This is a genomic window from Pseudomonas marginalis (genome assembly GCF_024169655.1).
In the GTDB taxonomy this organism is placed as follows: Bacteria; Pseudomonadota; Gammaproteobacteria; order Pseudomonadales; family Pseudomonadaceae; genus Aquipseudomonas; species Aquipseudomonas paraveronii.
The window spans coordinates 3,222,935-3,248,648 of record NZ_JALJWV010000001.1 but is presented as its reverse complement, the minus strand read 5'-3'; the positions used below and the strand labels follow the sequence as shown (position 1 = coordinate 3,248,648).

19 protein-coding genes and 4 pseudogenes are annotated in these 25,714 nt (G+C 56.9%); 7 read left to right on the top strand and 16 right to left on the bottom strand.

Translation table 11 applies throughout. From position 1 onward, the window contains the following. Positions 1–49: 49 nt before the first annotated feature. Positions 50–823 carry an alpha/beta hydrolase gene (locus J2Y83_RS14725; RefSeq protein WP_253396249.1) on the bottom strand — a complete coding sequence of 258 codons (774 nt, stop codon included), beginning with the start codon at positions 821–823 and terminating at the stop codon, positions 50–52. An 88-nt stretch (positions 824–911) separates the two neighbouring features. On the opposite strand from J2Y83_RS14725, the gene J2Y83_RS14720 reads away from it, so the two are divergent. Continuing rightward, positions 912–2,351, top strand: coding sequence for an HD domain-containing phosphohydrolase (locus tag J2Y83_RS14720; RefSeq protein ID WP_253396248.1), 1,440 nt, complete (start codon positions 912–914; stop codon positions 2,349–2,351). 23 nt (positions 2,352–2,374) lie between these two features. On the opposite strand, the gene J2Y83_RS14715 is transcribed toward J2Y83_RS14720, so the two are convergent. Continuing rightward, on the bottom strand, positions 2,375–3,292 hold the full coding sequence (locus J2Y83_RS14715; RefSeq protein ID WP_253396247.1) for a LysR family transcriptional regulator: 918 nt from the start codon (positions 3,290–3,292) through the stop codon (positions 2,375–2,377). Positions 3,293–3,485: 193 nt separating this feature from the next. Between J2Y83_RS14715 and J2Y83_RS14710 the strand changes: the two are divergent. From J2Y83_RS14710 to J2Y83_RS14700, 3 genes and pseudogenes are all read left to right on the top strand, one after another. Then, positions 3,486–3,746: pseudogene (locus J2Y83_RS14710) on the top strand (response regulator transcription factor); the annotation flags it as partial. Continuing rightward, positions 3,689–4,171, top strand: a complete 483-nt coding sequence (locus tag J2Y83_RS14705; protein ID WP_253396246.1) for a nuclear transport factor 2 family protein — start codon at positions 3,689–3,691, stop codon at positions 4,169–4,171. The pseudogene J2Y83_RS14710 and the gene J2Y83_RS14705, both read left to right, overlap by 58 nt. Then, positions 4,165–4,941 carry an SDR family oxidoreductase gene (locus tag J2Y83_RS14700; RefSeq protein ID WP_253396245.1) on the top strand — a complete coding sequence of 259 codons (777 nt, stop codon included), beginning with the start codon at positions 4,165–4,167 and terminating at the stop codon, positions 4,939–4,941. Before J2Y83_RS14705 ends, J2Y83_RS14700 begins: the two co-directional genes overlap by 7 nt. A 316-nt stretch (positions 4,942–5,257) precedes the next feature. On the opposite strand, the gene J2Y83_RS14695 is transcribed toward J2Y83_RS14700, so the two are convergent. Both J2Y83_RS14695 and J2Y83_RS14690 read right to left on the bottom strand, forming a co-directional pair. Then, positions 5,258–6,502, bottom strand: a complete 1,245-nt coding sequence (locus J2Y83_RS14695; RefSeq protein ID WP_253396244.1) for a M20/M25/M40 family metallo-hydrolase — start codon at positions 6,500–6,502, stop codon at positions 5,258–5,260. Between the two features lie 320 nt (positions 6,503–6,822). Next, a complete protein-coding gene (locus J2Y83_RS14690; RefSeq protein WP_253396243.1) occupies positions 6,823–7,341 on the bottom strand; it encodes a hypothetical protein in 519 nt (172 codons plus the stop codon). Positions 7,342–7,805: 464 nt separating this feature from the next. On the opposite strand from J2Y83_RS14690, the gene J2Y83_RS14685 reads away from it, so the two are divergent. Then, positions 7,806–8,168, top strand: a complete 363-nt coding sequence (locus J2Y83_RS14685; RefSeq protein WP_247404021.1) for a DUF167 domain-containing protein — start codon at positions 7,806–7,808, stop codon at positions 8,166–8,168. 232 nt (positions 8,169–8,400) lie between these two features. Here J2Y83_RS14685 and J2Y83_RS14680 read toward each other — a convergent pair. Together J2Y83_RS14680 and J2Y83_RS14675 are read right to left on the bottom strand one after the other, a co-directional pair. Continuing rightward, positions 8,401–8,667 (bottom strand): annotated as a pseudogene (locus J2Y83_RS14680) (LysE family translocator); the annotation flags it as partial. Positions 8,668–9,071: 404 nt separating this feature from the next. Then, positions 9,072–10,775 carry an AAA family ATPase gene (locus J2Y83_RS14675; protein WP_253396241.1) on the bottom strand — a complete coding sequence of 568 codons (1,704 nt, stop codon included), beginning with the start codon at positions 10,773–10,775 and terminating at the stop codon, positions 9,072–9,074. 779 nt (positions 10,776–11,554) lie between these two features. Here J2Y83_RS14675 and J2Y83_RS14670 point away from each other — a divergent pair. Then, positions 11,555–12,415 (top strand): hypothetical protein, encoded by an 861-nt coding sequence (locus J2Y83_RS14670; protein WP_253396239.1) that lies wholly within the window; start codon positions 11,555–11,557, stop codon positions 12,413–12,415. 437 nt (positions 12,416–12,852) lie between these two features. On the opposite strand, the pseudogene J2Y83_RS14665 reads toward J2Y83_RS14670, so the two are convergent. From J2Y83_RS14665 to J2Y83_RS14645, 5 genes and pseudogenes are all read right to left on the bottom strand, one after another. Beyond that, positions 12,853–13,221 (bottom strand): annotated as a pseudogene (locus tag J2Y83_RS14665) (LysE family translocator); the annotation flags it as partial. A gap of 50 nt (positions 13,222–13,271) precedes the next feature. Beyond that, complete coding sequence (locus J2Y83_RS14660; RefSeq protein WP_253396237.1) at positions 13,272–14,279, bottom strand: NADP-dependent oxidoreductase; 1,008 nt, start codon at positions 14,277–14,279, stop codon at positions 13,272–13,274. A gap of 53 nt (positions 14,280–14,332) precedes the next feature. Then, a pseudogene (locus tag J2Y83_RS14655) lies at positions 14,333–14,614 on the bottom strand (alpha/beta fold hydrolase); the annotation flags it as partial. Positions 14,615–14,661: 47 nt separating this feature from the next. Then, positions 14,662–15,450, bottom strand: a complete 789-nt coding sequence (locus tag J2Y83_RS14650) for an SDR family NAD(P)-dependent oxidoreductase (protein WP_253396235.1) — start codon at positions 15,448–15,450, stop codon at positions 14,662–14,664. A 66-nt stretch (positions 15,451–15,516) separates the two neighbouring features. Further along, positions 15,517–16,617 (bottom strand): alkene reductase, encoded by a 1,101-nt coding sequence (locus J2Y83_RS14645; protein ID WP_253396233.1) that lies wholly within the window; start codon positions 16,615–16,617, stop codon positions 15,517–15,519. A gap of 147 nt (positions 16,618–16,764) precedes the next feature. Here J2Y83_RS14645 and J2Y83_RS14640 point away from each other — a divergent pair, with 147 nt between their 5' ends. Further along, positions 16,765–17,340 (top strand): TetR/AcrR family transcriptional regulator, encoded by a 576-nt coding sequence (locus J2Y83_RS14640; RefSeq protein WP_253400395.1) that lies wholly within the window; start codon positions 16,765–16,767, stop codon positions 17,338–17,340. Positions 17,341–17,456: 116 nt separating this feature from the next. On the opposite strand, the gene J2Y83_RS14635 is transcribed toward J2Y83_RS14640, so the two are convergent. The 5 genes from J2Y83_RS14635 to J2Y83_RS14615 all read right to left on the bottom strand — a co-directional run bounded on the left by J2Y83_RS14635 (position 17,457) and on the right by J2Y83_RS14615 (position 25,631). Then, positions 17,457–18,491 carry a sensor histidine kinase gene (locus J2Y83_RS14635; protein WP_253396231.1) on the bottom strand — a complete coding sequence of 345 codons (1,035 nt, stop codon included), beginning with the start codon at positions 18,489–18,491 and terminating at the stop codon, positions 17,457–17,459. A gap of 9 nt (positions 18,492–18,500) precedes the next feature. Then, on the bottom strand, positions 18,501–19,976 hold the full coding sequence (locus J2Y83_RS14630; RefSeq protein WP_253396229.1) for an ATPase domain-containing protein: 1,476 nt from the start codon (positions 19,974–19,976) through the stop codon (positions 18,501–18,503). Then, on the bottom strand, positions 19,973–20,407 hold the full coding sequence (locus tag J2Y83_RS14625) for a hypothetical protein (RefSeq protein ID WP_253396226.1): 435 nt from the start codon (positions 20,405–20,407) through the stop codon (positions 19,973–19,975). Before J2Y83_RS14625 ends, J2Y83_RS14630 begins: the two co-directional genes overlap by 4 nt. 243 nt (positions 20,408–20,650) lie before the next feature. Further along, a complete protein-coding gene (locus J2Y83_RS14620) occupies positions 20,651–22,810 on the bottom strand; it encodes a TonB-dependent siderophore receptor (RefSeq protein ID WP_253396224.1) in 2,160 nt (719 codons plus the stop codon). A 262-nt stretch (positions 22,811–23,072) separates the two neighbouring features. After that, positions 23,073–25,631, bottom strand: a complete 2,559-nt coding sequence (locus J2Y83_RS14615; protein WP_253396223.1) for an autotransporter family protein — start codon at positions 25,629–25,631, stop codon at positions 23,073–23,075. Positions 25,632–25,714: the final 83 nt, after the last annotated feature.

Sequence of the window (25,714 nt, the reverse complement as noted above, 5' to 3'; positions counted from 1 at the left end):
CCATGCAGCGATTGAGTTTGCGGTTATCAGTGGCGTCATTTCCCTGCGATCATTTCTCGCCAACGCTGTGCACTGCCTTAAGAATCACTGCGGCGACCTCGGCCGGCTGTGACTGCTGGGGAACATGGCTGGTGTGCACCTCTGCAAGGGTGGCACCGATACGCTTGGCGGCAGAGCGCTGGACGTCGGGGTGGATCATCCGGTCTTCTGTGGCTAGCAGATACCAGGACGGTTTGGTCTTCCAGGACGACACGGTCGTTTTATCGTCGAAGGCAGATGCCTTGATGGGACCTTGCGTGGCGGTCATGACGGCGGTCTGCGCTGCAGGGAGATCCTGGGCGAAGTCCTTGGCCATGCCTTCCGGGGTCAAATAGAGAAAACCGTTGCCGTCGGCCTTGATCTGACTGATGCCAGGGGGCGTGGGCGCGCCTTTACCTTGTTCGCCGCTGGTTTGCCCGGCCTCCGGCGCGAAGGCGGCGACATACACCAGCGCGCTGACCTTCGGGTCGCTACCGGCCTCGGTAATCACGGTGCCGCCCCAAGAGTGCCCGACTAGAACCACCTTGCTCTGCTGGTTGCTCAACACGCGGCGCGTAGCGGCAACATCGTCGGCAAGTGAGGTGAGCGGGTTCTGCACAACCGTAACGGCCACCCCTTGGGCTTGGAGCAGTGGCACCACTTTGGCCCAATCGGAGCCGTCGGCGAACGCGCCGTGTACGATCACCACGGAGGGCGTTGTATCCTGCGCATGACTGGCGCTTGCGATGAAGGTGCCGGCTAGGGCAAAGGCGACGGTAGCGATTTTCGATTTGAATGTTTTCATTGGATGAGCTCCTGTTCGGGAGTTCAAATTCTGCTGACTAGCCTGCGGTGTGGGCATCGGTCAATTATCCGACCCAGGGACATTTTTCATGGATAGTGTGTTGCAACTGGACATCTCCCTGGGCGGGGCGCTGGCGACGATCGCCCAGATCGGTGACCTCAGTATGGGACAACCACTCGGTCATTCCCGGCGTGTTGCCGCACTGGCGCGGATGCTGGCGCGGGCCCGGCACGGCGACGGTGAGCATCTGAGGGTAGCGGAACAGGTTGCCTTGCTGCGCTGGTCCGGTTGCACCGCCAATGCCGAAGGCTTTGCGGATCTGCTGGGCGACGACGTCGATGGCCGCCGCGCGATGCTCGATTTGACGCTGGGCAATGAGCAAATGAACGCGGTGCATCAGGCAACCCCGCTGGCCGTCGTGCACTGTGAGGTGTCTGGAGCAATCGCCAACACCCTCCAGCTCGGTGCCGCCGTCGAGGCAGGCTTGTGTCGCGTGTTCGAAACCTACGACGGCACTGGCCGGCCGCTGGGCCTGACCCATGAGCACATTCCGGAGGTCGCCTATCAGGTAGTACTTGCAGGTGATCTGGATATTCTCAGTCGTGCGCACGGCCTGGACGCGGCGCTACGCTGGATCAGAGAGCAGGCGGATCGGCGCTATCCCGCGTCGCTAGTATCGTTGCTTCTGGGGAACGCAAAGGACTGGCTGGCGGATTTGGAAACGCTTTCGAAAACGGTTGACCACGCGCATGAGCAGCGTTGTGTCTCACTGACGTTGGTGGGAGACATCATCGACTTGAAGCTCCCGTGGTTGGCAGGGCATTCGCGGCAGGTAGCGCATGTCGCCGTGGAAGCTGCACGTCTGTGGGGGCTGCGGGAGCCCACTTTGACAGAAATTGGCAAGTCCGCGCTCATCTACGGTCTCGGCCGGGCAGCCGTTTCGAACCACCTTTGGAATACCGCAGGGACGCTGCCATACGGCGCTGCGGAGCGGGTACGCCTTGTCCCTTACTGGACACAACAGGCGCTTAGACCTATCACTGAACTGGCCGTGCCCGCAGAGATTGCATCCCATGCCTATGAACGGCTCAACGGCAGTGGCTATTTTCGAGGCGTGGCGGGTGATGCACTGTGTGCCGAGCATCGCCTGTTCGCCACATCGGTAGCCTGGGTCGCGCTAAGGGAAGCCAGGCCATGGCGATCGGCCCACGGCGAAGCGGATGCAGCCAGGTTACTCAAACAGGATGCTGGCAGTGGCTTGTTCGACAACGATATTTGCGAAGCAGTAATTGCCGCCGCAGGGGGTGAGCGTCGCATGCGTCAACCGAAGGCTTCGGTACTCACGACTCGCGAGTGCCGCATCCTGCTGGAGATCAGTCGTGGCGCCAGCAACAAGCAGGTGGCGCGGCTGCTGGACATCAGTCCGAGCACGGTTCGCACGCACATGGAAAGCATCTTTCGCAAACTGGAATGCTCGACCCGGGCAGCCGCTACCTTGAAGGGACCGACACTGGGATTGATTGCCTGAGCCTGGTCCGGGTTAAGCCTGGATCATCCGAGCTCGTCCTGGACGGCCTGACTGGCGCGTGCCAGGTCGATGAATGCCTTGGCTGCCGCGCAGGGGTTGCGGCGGTTCGGGTAATACAGGCACAGCTTGTCTCTGGGCGGTGTCCAGTCTTCCAGAGTCCGCACGAACTGTCCGGCACGGATTTCGTCGAGAACGTCCTGCTCCATGAAAAAGCCGAGCCCCATGCCTTCCAGCACCGCAAGCTTGACCACGCTGGATTCATCCAGCGTAAGCGGCCCGCTCACATCGAGACGAATCACTTCTGCGTCCCGCTCGAAATGCCACGGGAAAATCGCCCCATTCGGTAGTCGAACGCGGATGCATCGATGCTGGAGCAGCTCGGATGGCGTTCGCGGTTTGCCGTGTTTTTCGAAGTACACCGGCGAACCGACCACAGCGTACCGTTGCGGCTGGCCGAGAGGGATCACAATCATGTCATTCGGAACGAGGCTTGCTGAGCGCACGCCGAAATCGAAGCCGTCAGCAACGATATCCACCAGACGGCCTTCGGTCACGAGGTCGACGTGTACTTTCGGATGATGCTGCAGGAACTCCATCACCAGTGGCAGGAGCGCCGATCGGGCAGCGCTGGCGAACGCATTGATACGCAGCGTGCCCGAGGGCCCGGCGGTATGTGATCGCACTGCATCGAGTGCAGCACGCAAATCCTGCAAGGCTGGCCCCACCTGCTCCAGAAATATCCTGCCCGCTTCGGTGATGGCCACGCTACGGGTAGTGCGATTGAACAGCCGCGATTCGAGGCGGGCTTCCAGTTGGGCAATGGTGTTGCTCAACGCGGTGGTGGAGACGCCGAGATCGATAGCGGCTTGCCGAAACGACCCCCTGCGTGCGACCGCTATAACAGCGTCCAGCTCACTGAGGCCTAAACGATCTTGTGACATTTATTGTCCTGAATTTCGGGATTGGTCATAAAGGTTTGTCCCAGTTGAGCAAACTATCCGTCAGGCAGCAAGATTGCTCCAGGAAATCCATCCAGGAGATCAGCAAATGAGCTTTCAGCGTATCAGCGTTGGTGAGACGTACTTTGACATCGGCAGTGGAGGCGGTCTGGTTGCTGCTGAATGCTCGCCACCTCAAGCATGTGATGCATGGCTGAGGCTGGCCGCACGCGGCGAGCACCAGGTTCAACCGCCTGGTGGGCTATTACTCACCGGGCGAGAGTGTCGCATCCTCAGGGCGATCAGCGCTGGCGCCAACAACAAGCAAGTGGCGAGGTTACTGGAAATAAGCCCGAGCACCGTTCGCACGCACGTGGAAAGCATCTTCCGGAAGCTGGAATGCTCGACTCGAGCGGCCGCCACCTTCAAAGCCGCGAAACTGGGGTTGATCTCCTGATGCTCGGCCCGGATGGATGCCTCATGGCATCAGGCTCACGTACAAAAGTGCACAAGATCGCTTCATACAACCAGATTCTGGAGAACGAAAACATGACACCTCAGCTTCCCGACGTCGTGCAGACGTACTTTGCGGTCAGCAATGGTGGCGATGCAGCGCAACTTGCGAGCTGCTTCCACTCTGACGCCACGGTTTGCGATGAGAGAAAAACATACGAAGGAACAGCTGCCATCGAAGCCTGGCAACTGGAGGCACGCAGAGCTTTCATCTATCAGGTCCAACCACTGCAAGCTCTGCAAGGGCAGGGCAGACTGACTGTCATTGCGCACCTTGTTGGGAATTTCCCCGGTAGCCCGGTTCAACTGAGTTACGTCTTCACGCTGGAGGGCGGTCGAATCCGTTCCCTGGAGATCACGCCATGCTGAATCTAGGTTTGACTGGCAAGCGGGTCCTGGTCACCGGTGGCACCAAAGGCATCGGCAAGGCTGTCGTCGAGTTGTTACTGGCCGAGGGCGCGAAGGTCATTACCTCGGCCAGGCAGGTGGACGTTGAAATGCCGGGCGCTCTTCTGATTGCGGCTGATCTTTCGACCCGGGAGGGTTGTGAGGTGCTGATCGCCGCGATCCAACAGCGGCTGGGGGGCGTGGACATAATGATCCATGTCCTGGGTGGTTCGTCGGCACCCGGCGGCGGTTTTGCTGCGCTGGACGAGGAACAGTGGCAACGAGAGCTCAGCCTGAATCTGTTGCCGGCGGTGCGCCTCGACCGCGCCTTGCTCCCGGGTATGCTGGAGCGCAAGGAGGGGGTCGTCATCCACGTCACCTCCATCCAGAGTCGGCTGCCACTGCCGGAAGCTACAACAGCTTACGCGGCGGCCAAGGCCGCACTTTCGACGTACAGCAAAAGTTTATCGAAAGAGGTTTCGCCCAGAGGCATCCGCGTGGTTCGGGTTTCGCCGGGCTGGGTTGAAACCGAAGCGTCGGTCGCATTAGCCGAGCGACTCGCGCAGGAGGCAGGTACTGACTATCAAGGTGGTAAAGAGATCATCATGAAAGCACTTGGAGGTCTCCCGCTCGGCCGTCCGTCGACGCCTTCCGAAGTTGCTGACCTGATCGGTTTCCTGGCTTCGCCGCGAGCAGCATCTATCACAGGAAGTGAGTTTGTGATCGACGGCGGAACGGTACCAACGGTTTAGCCGTCTGTTTGCAGGAAGGCGCAAAATACTGCCACAGCGGCCATCGTTTGGCCGCTTCTGTTGAAAAAGTCGGCTTCGGTTTCCACGGCAGAAAAGTATGTGCCTGAGATGGAAATCTGTGTTTTGGGCAACCCTTCCGTGACCGACACCGTTTAGCGTCGGGTGCGATGACAACGCACGACCGCACTCAGAATCAGCCCCGAAGATCGAGGTCATGAAACGGGTGTTGGCCGGTGGGCATTCGTCTTTGCCAAAAATCGGAGCTTCCCGACCGTCCACAAGCGTTTTGTAGCCTGTGGTTGCGGAAACGTCGTAGTTACGGTGCTACTTCAGCGCCAGACAGCTGGGTGATCAGTGCCACAGTAAGGTAAAGCCTCGGAGCAATGCTCGACAGCTCGATGTATTCGTCATCGGCGTGCAATCCGGCACCGACGACACCCATCGTCTCCAGCACAGCCGGTTTCGCGCTCCCTGGCATATATGCGTAGCCCGCATCGGTGCCAAAGCGCATGGCGATAGGCTCAATGTTGCGGCCTATTTTTCTGTAAAGAGCTTGTGCGGCTTTCGCCAGTTGTTCGGAGCCTGGATTCTTGGCCAGCGGTGGGCGACCCTTTTCCAGGCGCAATGTCACTTCAGTGCCATCGATGAGCTTTTTCGCAGCGATGCGTTGGGCGTCGGCGAGTACGCGGTCAGTTTCACTCAGATCGGCGTAACGCATATCAGCCTCGGCCGAGGCGCTGGAAGGAATGATGTTGCGTTTCTCGCCGCCTTTTATCAACGTCCAGTTGACCGTGGTGCCTTTGGCCGGATCGCCAAGGTCCTTGAGTTGCAACATCTGGTGCGCGAGTTCCATGGCCGCGTTGCTCCCGGCTTCAGGTGCAGAACCTGCATGCGAAGACTTGCCCTTCACGTCGAGAAACACGCCGTTGATGCCGTTGGTAGCGACGGTTATCGCGTCTCTGTCCGGTGGCTCGTACGAGAACACGTAGTCCTGCTGACGAGCGAGCTCGGCGATGATTTTTTTCGAACCAGCAGAGCCGGTTTCTTCATCGGGATTGAACAGCACTGTTAGGCTACCGAAATCATTGAACTTCTGATCCTGCAGCAGCTGCAATGAATGCAGAATCATCGCGACGCCACCTTTGGCGTCAGCAACACCGGGACCATAGGCGCGCTCGCCGTCGAGCTTGAACGGGCGTTTCGCCGCTGTACCTGGGCCGAACACCGTGTCGTAGTGGACCATCAGCAGAAAGTTCTTGCTGCCAGTGCCTTTGAGAGTGCCCACGATGTTGTCGCCAGCGGAGGGGGTCGCAGGTGTCGTGGTGACTTCAGCACCCAACCCCTTGAGCCGCTCAACTAGCATCGCGCTGACGGTTTTCAGGCCGAGCGCCTGGCCGGTTCCGGTATCAATGTCCACCAGCTCTTTGACGGTGGCAAGATAGGATTTTTGTTCGGCCTCGGCTTTTTTCAGCAATTGGGGGGCCATATCCGTAGCGAACGCGGTACAGGATAAGAATGAAAACGCGAGCGCGGCGGCGATGGGTGAAAGTCGGATAAGCATGCTGGTTCCTTCAGATCATTGCTAATTGAAGCGCCATCTTTACCCCATAAATTTCGTCAACGCCACCTATCGCTGCGGGCATTCACGCAGACAATGCGGGTTACCACAAATATAATTTGTCACGCCAATGCCCCCAATTCTCGGCCGATACTTTCAGCCTGACCGCTCGAGATTAAACATAGTTTGCTGCCATCGAGAAACCCATCCGAAAGTTTGTCACCCCTCGTGAATCCTGGGTGATTTGGACCCACTCCACCGTTTTTCTAGGCTGTGGGGCTTGTACAACGCAAAAGAATGGTCAGGTAGAGTGCAATTCCCCACTAGAGCGTCGGTAGGCGGTCCAACGCACAATTACGCTCCATCTTCGGCTCATCGGCCACGGGGACGCGCGCGCCCGAATCGACATTGAATATGTCAATGTAACAACCGCTCAGCGCGCCCGGGCTGTCGACAATGCCTCCTTTGATTACGTAACGTGCGCCCGGCGCAAATTCGCTGACAAACGCTATGCTGCACGAGCGATTGGCATTGGCCGAGCCGCGCATTACCAAGTGCAGCGGCTTGCCGGCTTCAATCGGAAAAAACCCCTCCGGCGTCGATACATTCTTATAAACGGAAACCAGCTGCCCTCCCGGCGCAGTCGCCACGGTTCTGCCGTATTTGCAGCCGATGGGAGGCGCCTCGACCAGCGACACGCCGTTTCGATAATTCTCCATCGACACCAATTCGCTGCGGATAAGCGCGTGAGGCGCCCCGGCAGGCACAAGGTATTTCGGCGCTGGGGCACAGCCTGCAAGTAGCAGAATTGAACACAGGTAAAGAGGCTTCATAATTTCCATATTAATGTCGGTAGAGGGCGGCATTAACTAGCCTGATGAATCAGAATGGGTCAAGTAATAAGTGAGAAGAATAGACGTCAGACCAAGTTTGAAATAAAGGTGAATCGCCCCTCGTTTATTAAATTGGCGGAATGACCGATATCTGCCTGTGCTAACAGCTCTGGGTCGACTTCTGCCGATTACAATAGGCCTGGGCGGGCAAGAAGCAGTCGTTCGTCTTTCCCCAAGCGCCGGTGCTGCGACCGCTGCCCCCTTGTCTTTCCTCCAAGCCCCGCGCTACCCTCGCCACTGCTAAACACCGTTCGCAAAAGGAATTGCTGCAAGGGTGCCTAACCGTTTTTACTTCCGCTCTCCTCGTAAACACTGCACTTCAGAGCGGCAGCGCACGTTGGCCCAAAAATGTTATGCACCCGTTGATGTCTATTTATCGTTAGGCATTTTTATCCGACCTACGCGGGATCCATGTGAAGAAAGCAAAAGCGATTACCAAAAAGAAATCATCCGGCCGGGGCTTTGAGATGTCCTCGTTTTGTGGGTGGGATGGAGAGATTTTAGTTCTGAACATACTTGGAACTCCGAGCGCCAAAAAGGATGCCATCGGCAAGGCGAAAGGAAGTCAACTCAAGATTAGCGTCACCGCCGCACCCGTAGCAGGCAGGGCGACTGACCACATGGTTAAGTTTCTCGCCCGAGAGTTTGATGTCTCGGTTTCTGACATCACGGTGGTGTTTGGTCGTTTTAATTTGAGCAAGCAAATGCGTATAAGGGCGCCCGGCAGCTTACCTGCCGTAGTGGCCAAGGCCCTGTCAGACGCAGAAAACACCTGACCATTGGCTACGGGCGCAATCGTCGCCGGCTGAGTCGCCGTGGATGAAAATGTTGGCGACCTCGCCGGAGCGGGGGGGTAGGGTCAAGAACTTGAAGGTATGGCGCATGCGACGTCCTTGTAGCAAATCGTAGATGAGCGAACGATGGCATTTGGCTGTTGGTGTTTGCGGAGCAACCTCAATGACGCGGATAGGCAGCACCTCGCCCATCCCGCCGCCTTGAGAATGCCGTTCAAGCCCGACGCGCCATCAGCAACATCGCCGCCGCCGCAGACAACAACCCCGCGCAACACCGATTGAATATCCGCTTGCCCCGTGGCTCGGCAAACCAGCGGCGCATGTGCAGGCCCATATAGGCGTAAAGGCTGATGGCGATCCATTCCAGCGCCAGGAACAGTGCGCCGAGCAGGGCGAACTGTGGGGTGATGGGCTGGCCTGGCACCACGAACTGCGGGAGGAAGGCGGTGAAGACCAGGATGGCTTTCGGGTTGCTGCTAGCTAGCTTGATTCTGAACTGTTGAACGGCTGCTTTCGACCGATTCTGTTGAAAAAGTCGGTTTTCCAAAACTGCTCGAATATTGATGGGTGAAAACACCTTTTTTGCACGCTGCTACGTGAAATCCGAGTCAGGCAGCCTCTGCTGAAGGTAAGGATTTCAATCTCAGACGTGTACTTTTCAGCCGTGGGAACCAAGCCGGACTTTTTCAACACAATCGGCCAAAAGCGGCCGTCGGGTGTCTACGAAACCCGGAGCGATTCAGTTTTGACATGGTCGTTATACGTCCCAATTCGGCTGAGCGTTCTTATGAGACAACTGAGCTGCATTGGTTGAAAACCTAGGAGTTAAGCCCAGGCTTACTTTTAGAGATGCCTATTTTTCTGTGTCATTTCCGATGAGGCGTGCTAAGAAAGTGGCTTCTGAAGAAGTATCGTTAGCTGATTCTCAAAATGCTCCCAAGCCTCAGACGTCTCTTCTGTTCTCGTCGCAAAAACGCCACAAAGGTAAGAAACCATGTCATCCAAGCTGACTCCTGGCCTAATATGAGTCGATAGGAGGCGCCATAAAATTTTTCCGTCCGAGTCATAGTTCATCAACTTAGCTTCAACACCTCTCGCTTTGAAGTTTTCAGAAGAGAAATAATTCGCCGCCTTGGCCTCATATTGGGAGACTAGATCCGATACTGATGACTGGCCGAAATAATTCAAATTTTCAAGTGTCGAGATGAAATCATAATCTGGATTGGTTATAAGCCTAGATCTGACCTCTTTTTCAAAGCTTGAAATTGGCAGAAACGCTACATCTTGATAGTACGGGTAATTATTAGGCAAGAGTTTACAGTTAAGTTTTGGCGGCTCAAATCCTTTGCTTTTAATATCCGCATGATTATCTTTTACAAAGCCATGATAATTGCACGTGTTGCATGGCGAACCATATTCAGCATGAAAAGCGGACTCCACATCACCGTCAAGAACAATGACCATTTTTGTATTATTGAACAAACCATTAATTTTGAATTCGTGCGTAAAGCTTAAAACTTCGCGCCAGCCGCCGAGCGCAGAAACGTTCACAAGCTTGTTATTTGATAATCCTTTTTTCTTTATGGTTTCCGAAACGATTTTCTTAGCTAAGCTATCCTCAACACATACCACATAATCGTATCCGGAGGATTCATAAATTCCTCGTATAGCATAATGAGGATAGCAAGGAGTAGTGATACCGATTTTGCCTAGATGCGACTCCAGTAGGTGAATTTGATTGGGGTTAAGGCTGGATATAATTTCACGACTATGAGATGAAAATATAATGCAAATGCTATGTTCTTTTGACACTTTGTTGCAAAACTGAATTAAGCGTTTCTGTGACGATGGGTGGAGAGCGATCTCGACCTCATCGATGATTACAAGAAACGGCTCTTTGCTCTCCCCTTTGTCCGACGCATAAGTTATTCTGTAGTAAATATAGTCAAGGATTTTTAGTAAGAGGTATTCCCCAGAGCTCATCTTGTATTGGGTGATAAAGCCGCTGTCTTTCTGCAGCAAAAAAGGCTTCTCCGCCCTGATCAAATAATTTTCGGACTCCTTTGGAAGTTCTTTAGCCTTTCTCGACAGGTCTGCCTTGGTTATGGTTTTCAAGCCCTTATAATGATTTTCGTTACCTTTAAGTATTTTTCCAAGATTTTTATATACAAAATCTGGCGCATCTACGTAGCTATCGCTGTGATTCGCGTAGTGCTCGCAATATTTATGGATATTGTTGAGGGATGAATTGGAAAATCTGCTTCCGTAGACGATTCCAGACTCGTGAAAACCCTTAATTCCGGGGAAGTCACCATCTTTAATCCAGCGTCCATTTTTCTGCAACCATGTGCAGGATTCTCCGCCGAAATCAATTTCTACCGAAGCCCCCTCTCTTTTTTCGTCGAAAAACAATCGCCCTATATTTGCCTTGTTGATCAACTGAGATAGAACATTTAGAACAGTAGACTTGCCAGCCCCATTACTCCCAACGAAGCAAGTCAGGCCAGGCTTAATATCCAGTGACATCTCAAGTTCGCTAATGGCCTTGAGATTACGAATCTTGACTGATAACTTCTTACTTTTGGACATAGGATAAATCCATTTATATCAATATATTGAAATCGGACAGAGTTAAGACTGTTCTGCCTGATGAAACTGTAGCCGGGATGACCTAAACCGATTTAAACTTTCAGAAAGGCGGAGGCATTTCTGATATTCAGGAAGACCATCACGAAACAGAAGTTAAATCGTATCAAAAAAAAGAGGCAATTTGCCATCACTTGTCGTAGATTTTGTCACTCGGTGGTTAGACGAAGGCAGCATTGCAGTGCGAACCAAAATAGAGAGCAAAATCATTCTGAAGCGACCCGATTTGGTTCGACAGACTAGATGACCGCTCTGGCCGTTATCTGCCGGTGCTGGCGGGCTGCAATGGGGCGATTGTGTTGAAAAAGTCCGGCTTGGTTCCCACGGCTGAAAAGTACACGTCTGAGATTGAAATCCTTACCTTCAGCAGAGGCTGCCTGACTCGGATTTCACGTAGCAGCGTGCAAAAAAGGTGTTTTCACCCATCAATATTCGAGCAGTTTTGGAAAACCGACTTTTTCAACAGAATCGGTCGAAAGCAAGCATTCAACGAGACATACTATCCTCCGCGCAACTGCCGGTCAGTGCGTGGTTCCACCACCAAAATGCATCCTTCGCTGCTTACACGCGCATTGGCGTTCTAAGCAGCAGCCGCCAGAAGGGGACACGAGCTATGAGCAGCGATACGCTTAAGCGTTTTGTGCGCAACTACTCCCCAAAATGAGGGAAATTACGTAGTCTACGTCGATCGTAAACCCTGTTTAAATTAAGAAGGACCAGCAGTGATTGACTTGAAGAAGGACACCTACACAATCTTGAACTTCAATTCGGATTTAGAAGAGCTGATCAAAAAACACAAGGATCCGCTTTTGGCTGCTCTAACAGACGACACTCAACGATTAATCATACGACACTACCTACGCATAATTGGTGAGTTTTGCCGTCAAGCTTGCGAATGCCTCAAGAACAAATCATATTCGACGCTTGAAGCCCTATCGCGCGTAGTGATGGAGCAATCTGCCAATAAGCTCTATGTGGGTATCGATGAAGGAGATAATGGCCGTGCCCTACTGCGTAGCAGCAATCAACTGATCGAAAGCAACGGAAAAGCTTGGGCAGCATATCTTGAGTCGCAAGATGCTCAAAACCCTGCGGCCCAAGCGAGGCAGAAAAATGGTGCTTCTATGTTATCGCACTTCAATGAAAAATGGGCCGATGTCGCTAGATATCCTGGTGGCAAAGGTTTATTCAAGGCTTTGGGATGGGAGAATACTTACTACGCTTATTATGCACCGTTGTGTGATTCCGTTCATAGCTTTTCAGATGAAATGTCAGCCTTAGTAGGAATTGGCGAAATATTTGAGCACTCTGAAGCAGAGGGTGTAAAAACACTGCAATATTGGGACAAGGAACGTCGGCGCCTTGCTATTTATCATTTTGCGGTAGCTCTTGGACTTCGAGCAGAAGCTTTTGCACGCTTATGCGAATTACAATTAGGTGAGTTCATAGATGAAAAAGCGGATAAGCTTTTCACAAAGCTGAGAAATCTGATCGTAAGTCACGACAGATTCGACCACGCCAGGCTAGACGCAATGAGTAAGGGTTCAGTGGCGTATCAAAAGTTTCCTATAAAAGTATGGTAATTAAATAATTCAAACCGAAGTTGAGCACTGGTTGACTATAAATCAGCGAGGGCGGCTAGAAGTGGCCGTGTATAAAAATTCTCGAAACCCACGGACCTCAAGTAATGTTTTGCATGCGAGGCAGACGCTTTCGTCCACCATTAATCTGAGTCGTTACTGTTTCGTTAGTACTTCAATCGGCCGTTTTGAGTGATCGGGCAATGGCCGCTACAGGTCGATACTGTTGAAAACGTCAGCTTTGGTTTCCGCGGCAGAAAAGTACGCTTCGGAGATTGAAATCCGTACTTTTGGCTGAGGCTTCCGGGCTCAGAATATACGTAGCAGCAAGCAAAAATGGCGTTTTGCCCGGTCGATTTCCAGGCAGTTCGAGCTGAGCGACTTTTTCAACACCGTCGGCCGAAAGCAGTCAGTCAGAAGAATTAATATTGCCCATCATCAGGCTTGCCCGCTGCCACCAAAAACTCCTGACGCGCCAGCGCCCATATTCCTCCCTTGGCCGTAACCGATTCGTCCTGCATCTGCGGGTCGGCCCGCCATAGCTGAATCGCCAGATACAACAGATACGCCGCCCCGACGATCTTGATCGCATAGAACAACAACGCCGACGTTTGCAGTACCACCGCCAATCCGGCGGAGGCGAGGGCGATCATGCCGGAGAAGGCAAGCAGGCGGCCGATGCCGGCGAGACAGGCAGTGCGGTAGCCGTAGCGCGTGGCGTTGCTGACCGACAGCAGGTTGTTTGGGCCGGGTGCCATGTTCAGGGCAAAACAGGCGGGGAGGAAGAGGGCGAGGGGGGCGAGGTCCATGGCGACTCCGGGTCGGGCGGGGAGGGTCGAGGATAAAGCGGCTTGAGGGGCTAAGGCAATCCATGGAAGGTTATGGTGACTTTGCCTTTTGATCTGCCCTGCTCGACGTACCGCAACGCCTCTGCCGTCGATTCAAAAGGGAAGGAACGATCAATGACCGGTTTGATGACGCCAGCTTCGATAAGCGAGGTGATTTTTTGCAGTTGTACGCCGCTGGCCCGCATAAACAAAAATGCATAGCTCACCCCGTGTTTGCGAGCTTTTCTACGAATCCCGCTGCTCAGCAGGCGCATGACTTGCCGCAGCATCCAGGACAAGCCTTGCGCTTGGGCAAAGGCTGCCGTCGGTGGTCCGGAGAGGGAAATGAGCTGTCCGCCAGGCTTGAGAACCTCGACTGATTTCATCAGTACATCGTTGCCCAGGCTGTTCAATACCACGTCGAAATCGTGCAATTCGGTTGCAAAATCTTGCTGCTTGTAATCGATGACCACATCCGCCCCGAGCGCCTTCACCCATTCGACATTCGCCGTGCTGGTGGTGGTCGCAACGAAAGCGCCGAGGTGTTTGGCGAGTTGGATGGCAAATGTGCCGACACCGCCGGAGCCGGCATGAATCAACACCTTCTGGCCTTTTTTCAGCTGGGCGGTCTCAACCAGCGCCTGCCAGGCCGTCAAGGCGGCCAAGGGGACGGACGCCGCCTCGGCCATGTCCAGGTTCGAGGGTTTCAGCGCGAGCGCGTTTTCGTTCACGGCGATCAGTTCGGCAAATGTCCCGATCCGATCCTCGGGAGGGCGTGCGTAGACTTCGTCTCCCGGATTGAATCGCTTCACCGCCGAGCCTGTGCGAACGACCACCCCCGCCAGGTCGTTACCCAAGACCAATGGAAATGTATAAGGCAGGATCAGTTTGAATTCCCCGGTTCTGATCTTCGAGTCCAACGGGTTCACGCTCGTTGCACGCACCTGGATCAGAACGTCATGCTCACCGACCGCAGGGTCGGGCACTTCGCCAAGCATTCCGTTCTGCTTGCCGTAGCGGTCGATAAAAAATGCCTTCATGTTGCAGCGCTCTTGTTGGTTGAATGAGAGCGGGGCGCGGCCCCGGCAACCACAGCCATTTCACCGACGGTCAACGGCGTGGCGCCCCCCGAGCCACCGATACCACGGTAATCGGTGGTGATGACACGCCGGTTTTTTGCCAGACCGTCAATGATCCTGGGGTCAAAGTTATCCAGCACGGCCCCCCAATGGTTGAACATGACCCGCGGGACCTGCGTTCTGGAGCCCGGATCGCGATAGGCAAAAGGTATCCCGCCCATCAGAACCGACTGGTTCGCCGCGTGGACAAATGACGACGGCGAACCGGGAGGATTGCTTCTAGCCAAAAGAGTCATGTTTATCCCGTGAGATTGCGAGGCGAGGCCGACCGGCTCGACAGGGTTCAGACTTCAGTCAAATAGCGCGGCGCCACGACGGACTGTCTGATCTGCGCCAAAAGCCCCTGACGTGCGGTTTGCAGGGCATCCCAGCGCTCGCCTTCTTGCAGCGGCGGAATGGTCACCGGTTCGCGGCGGTCGAAGCCGACCAGTGCGGCATCGACCAGGTCAGCCACTTCCATGACTTCGCTCAAGGTGTTGATGTCGATCCCGGCGCGGTCCCAAATCTCCGTGCGGGTGGCGGCGGGCAATACGGCTTGCACATAAACACCCTGAGGCGAAAGTTCCAGGCTCAGGCCTTGGGAAAGGAACAGCACAAACGCCTTGGTCGCCCCATAGACCGACATGCCAAACTCAGGCGCCAGGCCCACCACCGAACCGATGTTGATGATTGCGCCTTCACCGGCTTTGGCCAGGCGTGGCGCGATGGCGCTGGCGAGTCGCACCAGCGCAGTGGTGTTGAGGGCCACCAGTTGCGCCACGCTGTCGGTGCTTTGCTCGATGAAGCTGCCGGACTGCGCGGCACCGGCATTGTTGACGAGGATGCCGATGCGCGCGTCATCCCGCAGGCGCGCTTCGACGGTGTGCAGGTCGCTGAGTTGAGTCAGGTCGGCCGCAAGCACTTCAACGGCGACGTTGTGTTCGCCACGCAACTTTGCGGCGAGCGTTTCCAGGCGCGTGTGGTCGCGGGCGACCAACACCAGATCATGCCCACGTTGGGCAAAACGCTCGGCGTAAACCGCGCCGATGCCAGTGGAAGCGCCAGTGATGAGAACGGTAGGGTAAGTCGTCATGATGTCAGCTCTTTATCTGGAACGTGGATTGATGCACGAATAAAACCGGGCTCGATCAGCCAATGCTTAGTTCGCGCGGGTGCTGGATTCGGCAAGCGTGGGGTAGTCGATGTATCCCGCCGCGCCGCCGCCGTAGAGCGTGGAGGGGTCGAAGGCGGACAGTGGCGCATCGGTCTTGAGCCGCTCCACCAGATCGGGGTTGGCGATAAAAGGCCGGCCAAACGCGATCAGGTCGGCCTTGTCATGCGCAAGGCGGGCCGTGGCCAGGTCCAGGTCATAGCCGTTGTTGGCGATGTAAGTGTTCTTGAAGCGCTGGCGCAAGGCGTCGAAATCAAAGGGCGCCACGTCGCGTGGCCCGCCGGTCGCGCCTTCGACGACGTGTAGATAAACGATGTCCAGAGCGTTGAGCTGATCAACGATGTAATCGAACTGAGCCTGTGGATCACTGCTCGATACACCATTGGCCGGCGAGACAGGCGAAAGGCGAATGCCCGTGCGATCCGCACCAATCTCGGCGGCTACCGCGGCCGTCACTTCCAGCAGCAGACGCGCACGGTTTTCGATCGAGCCGCCATAGGCATCGGTACGCAGGTTGGCGCCATCCTTGATGAACTGATCCAGCAAATAGCCGTTTGCACCGTGGATTTCCACGCCATCGAAGCCTGCGGCAATGGCGTTTGCCGCCGCTTGGCGGAAATCGTTGACGATGCCCGGTAATTCGTCAGCGTCCAATGCTCGCGGCTCGGAAACGTCCTCGAAGCGGTTATTGACGAACACCTTGGTCGCGGGACGCAGCGCCGAAGGGGCTACCGGCGCCGCGCCGTGCGGTTGCAGATCGACGTGGGAAACACGACCCACATGCCACAGTTGCAGGAAAATTCTCCCGCCCTTGGCGTGTACGGCATCGGTCACCTTGCGCCATCCCTGTATCTGAGCCGGTGTGTAAATGCCTGGCGTGTCCTGATAGCCCTGTCCCTGCTGGGATATCTGCGAGGCTTCGGAAATCAGCAAGCCCGCGCTGGCCCGCTGGCTGTAATAGGCCGCAGCAAATTCACTCGGTACAAAGCCTTTCCCGGCGCGATTGCGCGTCAGCGGGGCGAGAACCACGCGATTTGACAGTTTCAGCGCGCCAAGCGTGTAAGGGGTAAACAGATTATGGTCGCTCATGGGTGTTTGTTCCGTGCCCGTTGGTGAATTTCACATTGCTGGCATTTAGGATGATGATCGAAATCTAAGTTGTCAATAACTTTGATTATGACCAACATCTATGTATCATCAACCCACCATTTTCCAAGCGGGAACGAGGTATCGAACATGCGGGTGACCAAGGCCCAGGCCCAGGCAAATCGGGAACACATCGTCGAAACGGCCTCGGGCCTGTTTCGCGAACGCGGTTTTGACGGTGTCGGCGTGGCCGATTTGATGGCCGCTGCCGGTTTCACCCATGGCGGTTTCTACAAACATTTCGGTTCGAAGGCCGACTTGATGGCTGAGGCCTCGGCCAACAGCCTTGCGCAATCGCTGAGCAGCGCTGAATCACTGAGCATCAAGGATTTCATCGATGTGTATGTGTCCAGGGATCATCGCGACGGGCGCGGCACGGGTTGCACCATGGCGGCTTTGTGCGGCGACGCTGCGCGTCAGTCCGGCGATTTGAAGTCAGCATTCTCTGAGGGCATTGAGCGCACGCTGCAAGTTCTCGGCGAAAAATACCCGACCAGGGCGGATGCGCCAGCGGGTGAGGCTAGGGAGGCAATGATCGATCTGCTGGCGCGTGCGGTCGGCGCTATCGTGTTATCGCGCGCCTGTCCTGACGACTCGGCGCTGGCGGATGAAATTCTGGCGGTGTGTCACGCGAAGATGACCGCATCATTACCTATTCAATCGTAGGTTCATTTCGCATAGGGAACAGAGGGTTGTCAGCACAAGACGTGCTGACTTACTTCACTTCGTCGTTGGCCGACACGAATGAAGGTCTGTTTTCGGCCCCGAGGGTGTAAAGCTGTTCATGGTCCTTTCTGGCTGGCTGCCAGCGGTAGCGTCACCACAAACTCACTTCCTTTTCCATCCCCCTCGCTCATTCCCGTCACCGTTCCCCCGTGTGCTTCAACCAACTCTCGAACGACCGTCAATCCAATACCCAGGCCGGCGCCGTTGAAACCTATGGCGTGAGAGTCTTGAACATAAGGGTCAAAAATAAACGGCAATGCTTGCGCCGTAACGCCAATACCATTGTCGGAAATAGTCATTGTCAAAACACTGCCTTCTACGGTTACACAGAGTTTGATTCTGCCGCCGACGGGCGTGTATTTGGCTGCATTGGCCAGAAGGTTGTGGATAATCTGCGCGAGACGCCCCGGGTCGCCATTGATCATCAAAACGCGATCGGGCAGATCGACATCGAAATGCTGCTGTTGCGCAGTCGTGAGCGGGCGACAGGCATCAATTGCACCTTCAAGAATCTGCATCATGTCGACCTCGCGGCGATTGATTCGCAGCTTGCCCGTGCTGGCGCGGGAGACATCCAGCAGGTCATCGACCAGTTGTGAAATATGCTGTACCTGGCCCTCGATCAACTCACGCATTCGCGGCAGTTGCTCGCTGGGCAGGCGCACCATCCGTTCTGCAATCAAACTGATGGGGGTCAGCGGGTTTCTCAGCTCATGGGCGACCATCGCCAGTATGTTTTTTTGCTGACTCAGCGCGCGCTCGGCTGTCGCCTGAAGTTCCTGGGCACTGAGTGCCGCTATGACCAGTTGCGCGTTGGCCTCCCGCAACTCCTGGTACAAACTCAGTTCTTCCAAACGAGGGGGAGTTACAGCGTCTGATTGCGCCAGGAGTATCGCCAACACCAGTTGCTGGTTGACCTCGATCACCTGCTCGACCTGCTGGGTATCCACCAGACGGCTGCTGGCGTCGCTCAACTGTTGTTGCAGGGCCGCCAATACGGCGCGCGCCTCAACCGTTTTTTGACCGAGCAAGAACAGTTCGTGAGCGGCATTCGCCTTCTCACGCTCGTTCTCGCTGTTGGTATAGCTCATGAGTCGGGCTCAAACATTGTGATCTCCCGCGTGTATCGTCCCTATGCGGTGACTCGTCGGACGACCGCCCAGCAGCCCCTCCTGATCGGCGAGCATTTCGCCAATCTGCAGGCCGTGGTCGTCGATGTGATACTGGCGCAACTCATCGGAATGGGCGCTGGCACGCACTTTGACGACGGCCATGATCCGCAGCAAACGGCTCTGCACTTCAATATAGCGCTGGACAATGATTGCATCGGTAAGAAAGGCTGTGCCGTAAGGGCTGAAACGCAGGTCGGTGTAGCGATCCTCCAACTCCGATGTCATCAACACACTGACCCCGGCGCGTGTCAACGCAGTGACCATGCGCGACAACGACTCACGGAAGTCTTCACGAAAGGTCGGCGCCAGCGCCAACTCAAAGCCCGACAGCGAATCGATCACCACGCGTGTGGCGTTCAACCGGCTGATTTCGCTGAGCAGCAACTGGACGACTTCGTCGATGGACAGGTCCGGTGCCCGGCTATCGACCAAGCCAACCTGACCGGTCTGAATCAGGTTGCTCAACATCGCGTTTTGCGAGTGGTTGGGGCGTTGTTCAAACACCGCGATCACGCCGGTTTCACCATTGCGTGCGCCTTCGGCCAGGAACGTCGCCGCCAGAATGCTTTTGCCTGAACCTGACGGGCCAGCCACCAGCAACGAATACCCCTGGGGCAACCCGCCGCCGAGCATTTCGTCGAGCCGTGGCACGCCCATTTTCAGGCGTTTGATCGGGAACTTCAGCGGCGTTTCAACCGGGTTGAGGGGCGCTGGAGCAAAGACCTTGATCCCCGAGGTGGCGATACGGAAGGTGTGCAGGCCGGGCAATGTCGGCTGGCCGCGCATTTTCATGATTTCCATCTTGCGCACCATCGAATTGCGCTCGACGCTTTGGCGCAGCCAGATCAAACCATCGGCCACGGTGAAAATCGGGTTCGTGTCTGTTTCAGTGAAGTATTCACCGATTAGAAACGTCGTCGCCTGCCAGGTCGTCATCAACATGCCCAGTTGCTGAACGAACTGCGGCAAATTGTTGTTGGGGTTGTCCTGGGTCTGACTGGCCAGCACCACCGAGCGAAACGAGTCGACAAACACCAGCGCCGGCGAATATGCCTCCACCTCGCTGACGATGCGTCGTAGCACCTCGTCCAAATTGCCTGCCAGGGTATCGTCCGCCAAGTTGATATAGCGGATCGACTGGTTGATCGTCTGGCTGTCGAAAAAATCGAATTGCTGCTGATAACGCAGCATTTTCAGCGGCGGTTCGCCAAGCACCGTAAAAAACAGCGCGGGGCGTTCGGGCGTCGCAAGGGCGAACATCATCTGATGCGCCAGGGTTGTCTTGCCGCAGCCCGGGGGGCCGGCGATCAGGTTGAACGAAAACTCCGGCAACCCTCCGCCCAGCACCTCGTCCAGTCCTGGCACGCCGGTGGCCAGACGATTGATTGTCACTTTGGTGCTCATGGCGAATTTTCCTGCGAAGGGGTGTCACTCAAAGAGGGTTCCCACACGCCGCGCAGCAAACGGGCGGTCAGTGCAGGCCCGATCAGCGTGGTCAGCAGCTCATAAAACGTGGTCAACAGCACTTCACCGAGATGCAGTGCTTCGGCCGCGCTTTGCTCGACCAGTACGGATTTGAGGGCAATCAGATCCGGTGCGGCCTGCGCGCTGTCATTAACGCCAGCCAGTTGAGGGTGGGCGCAGGCGCACAAATGCACGCTTCGCCGATACATCGCAACGACGCCTTGCCGGCCGATAATGGGGGTCAGTGCGGCGTCCATCGCTTGCAAGATTGAAACGATCGCCTCGGCGATTCTTGCGACATCAGCGTTGGGGCCAACACGGCACGCCAGAGAAGCTACGATCTGGCGGCTCTCTTCGCTTGGTGTGGACATGACGGACTAATATCTGATGGACGGCATTTGATGGTACACCCTGTAGCAAATTACTGAGGCTCTAATAACCACTTCTTTGCCGCGGGCTATTGCCCGCGGGATACATATCGTCATGGCGAATCCAGCGCAGGGGCGTTTTGGGTCGACTCGCGACTCATGCGACCTATAAAGCAGCGCCATACTCAATCAGCCCCTGGCTGGGCTGCCTGTTCTTTTGCTCAATAGTCCCGGGCGCCGCAACCGTCAGAAACTGTACTTCGCCGTCACGCCAAAGCTGCGCGGGTTGCCGTAGGTGTCGGTGGAGCCCCAGGTTGGGCTGGTGCCGATCGCCGAGTAGTAGGTGCGATCGAAGAGGTTGTTCGCGTTCACTTGCAGGTCCAGGTGCTTGCTCACTTGGTAACCGGCCATCACGTCCGCCACTGCATAGCTGCCTTGCTCCAGGCGATAGTAGCTGCCGTTGGTGAGGGCGATGTTGTTGTACATGCGGCTTTGCCAGTAGACGTTGCCACCGATGCGCAGTTTTTCCAGCGGGCCCTGGAAGCGGTAGGACGTGGTGAGTTTGAACAGGCGCTCCGGGGTATCGGGATCGAAACGCTGGTTGTCGTTGGCGGGGTTGCTGTCCTTGATGAAATGCGCGCGGGTGTAGGTGAAGCCGCCGCCGACTTGCCAGTTCTCGGTGAGGGCGCCTTGCAGTTCCAGGTCGATACCCTGGCTGCGCACCAGGCCGGCAGCGCCATAGCAGGTGAGCACCGGGCAACCGGCCTGGGTGGCGGCGGTGGTGGCGCGGTTTTTCTGGTCGATCTGGAACACCGCCAGGCTGGCGTTGAGCGCGCCGTTGAAGTATTCGCCCTTGATGCCGACTTCGTAGTTTTCGCCCACGATCGGTTCCAGCACCTTGCCTGAGAGGTCTTTTTCGCTTTGTGGGGTGAAGATGTCGGTGTAGCTGGCGTAGACCGAGTGGTGCTCGTCGAGGTCGTAGATCACTCCGGCGTAACGCGTCAGGTTGCGCGTGACTTTGTAGTCGCCGTCTTGGCTTTGGCGGTCTTCATAGTCGTACCAGTCCAGGCGCGCACCGAGGATGACCTTGAGCGGGTCGGCCAGGTTCAGGCGCGTGGTCAGGTAGACGCCGTCCTGGGTGGTGAGGCTGTGGGATTTGCCGTTGCGCTGGAAGTCGGGTTTGGCGCCGTTGAGCGGGTAATTGGTGTCGTAAGGGCTGTATTCCTTGGAGGTGGCGTCGTAAATGCGTTTGCTGGTGCCGACCACCACTTCGTGGGTGCGGCCGAAGGCCTCGACCGGGCCGCTGGCGAAGGTGTCGAAGGCGTACTGTTGGTCGTCCTGGTGCGATTGATAGGCGGTGCGCGCCAACTCGGTTTGGTAGCGCGACTGGTAACTGCCGGTGAACACGCCGTCCAACTGCGACGCGGAGCCGGAGACGTTGAGTTTCCAGCCATTGTCGAAGCGGTGCTGGACGTCGCCGAACACGGTGTTGATCGTCAGCTCCTTGTTTTCCCAGTCGCTGCCGGGGTTGGTGGAGCGGGGCAGGTTCAGGTGATGGCCGTCTGTGCCGATGGGCAGGCCACCCCAGAAGAGGTTGGTCTGGTCTTCCTGACGCGAGAAGCCGAGGGTGGCGGTGGTGTCTTCGCTCAGGTCGGCTTCGCTGATGGCGTAGAACAGGCCGTGGTCGCTGGTTTCGTTGTCACGGAAGCTGTTGGCGTCGCGGTACGAACCGACCACGCGGCCGCGCAGGGTGCCGCTGTCGTTCAAGGCGCTGGAAGCATCGAGTTCCATGCGGTAGTCATCCCAACTGCCGGCGGCGCCGGTGATTGACACCTGCGGCGTAGCGGTGGGGCGCTTGCGCACAAAGTTGATCGCTGCCGACGGGTTGCCGGCGCCGGTGACCAGGCCGGTGGCGCCGCGAATCACTTCGACCCGGTCGAACATCGCCAGGTTGGGCTGCACGCTGTTGGCGTAGCTCGAATAGGCGCTGGGCAGGCCGTCGAACATCATGTTGTCGATGTCAAAACCGCGCGATTTGTAGCTTTGTCGCCCTGGCCCGTTAGCCTGGCTGAGGAACAGACCAGGCGTGTTCTTGACCACGTCGTTGACGCTGGTCATGGCCTGGTCGTCCATGCGCTGGCGGGTGATCACGGTCACGGACTGCGGGGTTTCGCGCATGGTCAACGGCAACTTGGTGGCCGTCGCCATGGGCCCGGTGGTATACGACTGGGTGCCTTCGGTGGTCTCGCCGAGTTGCTCGCCGCTGATCTCGGTGGCGCCCAGTTCAAGCGGTGCCGGTGCTTTTTCGGTGTCGGCCGCCAGCGTTGTCTGGGTGCCGCTGAGGCAGATGGCCAATGCCAGTAGACTGGGTGAAAAACGCGTGCCGACAGGTTGTTGAACGAACATGAATCTGAGCCTCCCCGAGTGCCTTTAGTAGCGAATGATAAGCGAATCGATAACTATTCGTATCAGTGTGGCAGATTGAATCCGGCCAAAAAAGGCTTTGGGGGGAATTGCTTAACGAATTTTTCACATTTTGCTGGCTGGCAGTTCACCGCCCGCGCAGGAAATCATCCGAAGTCGCCGCGGTTGCGTGAGGCCGCAACCGCCAGCGGGCTGGCGGTCAAGCCGACGATATTGCGTGGCAGCACGTCGGCAAACGTGACTGTCAGAATTCCATTCGCAGGCCCACGGTGCCTTGTCGGCTGTTGAGCATCTGGCTATCCAGGTTGCGGTTATAGCCGACTTCGCTGTACAGGCTGACGCCCTTGGCCACCTCCAGCGTGGCACCCAGACTCAGGCCCAGGGAGGTGGACTTCTGTTCGGTGTCGATGTCCGTCACCCCGTTAAAGGTGACGGTGCTCTGCCCGGCGCCGGTATGCCAGATATTGGCCCGCACGTAGGGCTGCAACGGCAGGCCACGGACCTGATAGTCGCCCCGCAGGCGTATGCCCAGGCGGGTGGTGACGCTGGTGTCGGCGTTGTAGGCCACGTCGGAGATGCCGTCGTTCTGACTGTCCAGCTTGGTCCGGCTCACGATCACTTGAGCCTGGGGTTCAGCCACCCAATTGTCCGTCATCTGGAACGGCCAGCCGACCTCGGCGGAAACGGCGACGTTGTGCCCGCGAGTCTTCATCTTCACCCCTCGGTCCGATTCGTTGTTGCCATCGAAGCGGGTGCCCATGAGCACCAGATCGAGGTAGGCCTGGTTGGCGCCGATCAGCGTCCAGTACACGCCCAGGCTGTCACCGCGCAGGGTGGTGTTGCCGGCAGCCTTGTCCTGCCAGCCGCCGTTGAAGCCCTTGACGTCGCCTTTCAAGCGGCTGTGGCCAACGAAGAAACCGGCCCGCTGCGCGCCACCGTTGTCGGTGGTGCTCGCATACATATCCATACCGATCTGGAACGCGGACATCGAACTGTTCAGCGTAGGGCTCACCGTGCCGGCGAAACTCTGGCGGCTGCTGTTGCCATAAATACGCCCCCAACCGGCAGGAAACGTGCCGGTCTGCTGTTGCTGGCTCTGATCGCCCATGCGTTCGTGATAGGTGCCCAGCATGGCCTGGACGATTTGTTGCGCAGCGGGAAACAATACCGCGTAGATCGGCACTTCCGGGCGGTAGATCGGGATCGGCGTGATGCCCGGATTGGTGGGCAGTTCAGGCGTGCCTACCACCGGTTCGGGCATCTGCGTCACCGGGCCTGGCAGTGGCGTCACCGGCACCGATGAACGCAGGTAGTAGTTTTCACCCGAACCCGCTTTGTCGCCGCCTTTGAACAGGTAGTAGTCGAAGGCGCCTGCCGATACCCGGTTGGCCAGGGTGAACTGGGTGCCGGTGCCGCTGGCGCCGTTGATTGCCCGGACTACCTGGATACCGTCCTGCACGGTTTCGGCACCCGGCCCTGCGAGATTGGTCACACTGATGGGGGTAGTGCCGCTGATCGTGCCTGTGCTGACCACCAGCAAATCGCTGGGTGAGCCGTCGCCGCCCAGGACACTTTGCAGGGCGAGCCGGCCGCCGGTGCCGTTGTAGTTACCGTTGACCGTCAGGGTGTCGGTGGCGCTGGTACTGCCGGTGGTCATGTCGATCAGGCCACCGTTGTTCAAGGTGACGGATTGGCCGGCGGTAAAGGGGTTGATCGAACCGGTAGTGACGGTCAATTTGCTCGACCCGTCGATGGTCATGTTGCCGGTGCCGGTTTCGTTGTCGCCCAATGTGAAAGCGCCGCCCAGTTTGAGGTCCGAGCCATTATCCAGCAGCACCTGCTCCCAGCCTGTGTAGCGCGTGGAGACCTCGGTCTGCGTGTTGTCGAACGTGAGTGTGTCGTTGCCCAGGCCGCCATCCACCAGCGGGTTGGAGGACAGCAGCGTTTCGTTGAGGTTTTTCAGCAGCGCGGTGTCGTCGCCGGCCCCCATGACGATCAAGCCGTTGACCTTGCCACCGTCGTGCCAGATCAACTGGTCGTTACCGAAACTGGCGAGGATTTGCCCGTTGACCGTGCCGCCGCTGATTTCAATCAAGTCATCGCCGCCGCTGGTGCTGATGTTGCCGCCGATGTAACTGGTGCCCGAGACCAGAATATGGTCGTTGCCGAACCCGGTGACCAGATTGCCCAGAATGGTGCCGCCTTGCATGTCGAACACGTTGTTATCGAGCTTCATGTCGACCCGGCCAATGGTGCCGCCACTCATCGTGGCTCGGTCGCCGTCTTCAAACGCTCCGGTGATGGTGCCGCCGCTCATGTTGAAGGTGTCCAGGCCATCACCTTGGGCCAGGGAGGCGATGGTGCCGCCGCTCATGGCAAAGCTGTCGATGCCGGCGCCTTGGCTGATCGCACCCGCCTGCCCGCCGGTGATCTGCGCCACGTCCGCGCCTGCGCCTTGAGTGACCGAGCCGGTGACGCTGCCCAGGTTCAGCCGGAAAATATTCGCGCCGTCGCCCTGGTTCAGCGCACCGTTGAGCGCCGCCGTCGGCCCATTCACATCCACCAGGTCGTTACCCGCCCCGAAGGTGACATTGCCGTTGATCGCGCCGCTGCCGCTGATATTCAGGGTGTTGTTGCCGCCGGTGTCGGTAAAGCCCGGCGCCGAGGCACTGTCGCATGTGGAGATATCATCGCCGGCGGTGTTGTTGACCGTGCATGCGCCATACGAGGCGAGTGGCCATGCCATCACGGCAATGATTGAGCTGATACCCAGGCACAACAGGGAAGATATCGATGTGCGCATGACCCGTCCTCGTTCGAAGCAAGCATCGCCCGGCACCTGGGCAAGCAGGTGCGGTTCGGACCATGGCAACAACGAACGCGATA